At 54.2% G+C, this 640-nt stretch carries 1 protein-coding gene; it reads left to right on the top strand.

The genetic code is table 11. From position 1 onward, the window contains the following. Positions 1-201 precede the first annotated feature (201 nt). A partial coding sequence (locus FAS41_RS30765) for a ParB N-terminal domain-containing protein (RefSeq protein WP_138527038.1) occupies positions 202-640 on the top strand: 439 nt, incomplete at its 3' end.

The following is a 640-nucleotide window of genomic DNA, read 5'->3' as shown; positions in this document are numbered from 1 at the left end:
AACACTGGCCCAGCGGTGATCAGGTAAACGGAACGACCACCGACGCCACAATCTGTTGCTAGTAGCAACACGGATGAAAATGGTGTGGTCTGACGAAGTGTTGCTAGTAGCAACACTCAGCAAAAGCACTCATCTGATGCGAAAGAGCCACGCAGAATCCAGCGGCTGTTGCTAGTAGCAACACCCATTAGGAGACAAAAAATGAAGTCGAACGACTATCCAGGTCGAGCAAAACCAGGCGGTATGGTTGGGGTGCGCAAACCTGCCCGGGTTGTGGGTGATGGTGAAGGTCCGCCACCAGCTCCCACGCCAAGCCCCATCACTCCAGAACAAGAGAACGCTGTCATCCAGCCGCTGGAAGGAGAGTTTATTCTCGCCAACGAAGCGGTTCTCCAAGATATCGGAGTAGACCAGATAGTTCGGTCTCCGTATCAACCGCGCCTTACATTTAACGAGGAAGCATTAGAAGAGCTCGCGAACTCGATCCAAACGCTGGGCCTGGCTAAGCCCATCCTGGTGAGACCACTTCAGAACGGCATGTTCGAGTTGGTCGGTGGGGAACGCAGATGGCGAGCAACGAAGCTGCTTGGCCGGCCAACGATCTCAGCCATTGTCAGACCTATGACAGATGCGGTCGCTT

This window comes from Pseudomonas nicosulfuronedens (assembly GCF_005877905.1).
Taxonomy (GTDB): domain Bacteria; phylum Pseudomonadota; class Gammaproteobacteria; order Pseudomonadales; family Pseudomonadaceae; genus Pseudomonas; species Pseudomonas nicosulfuronedens.
The sequence above is the reverse complement of the archived record's forward strand: the minus strand, read 5'-3'. Positions and strand labels throughout refer to the sequence as shown.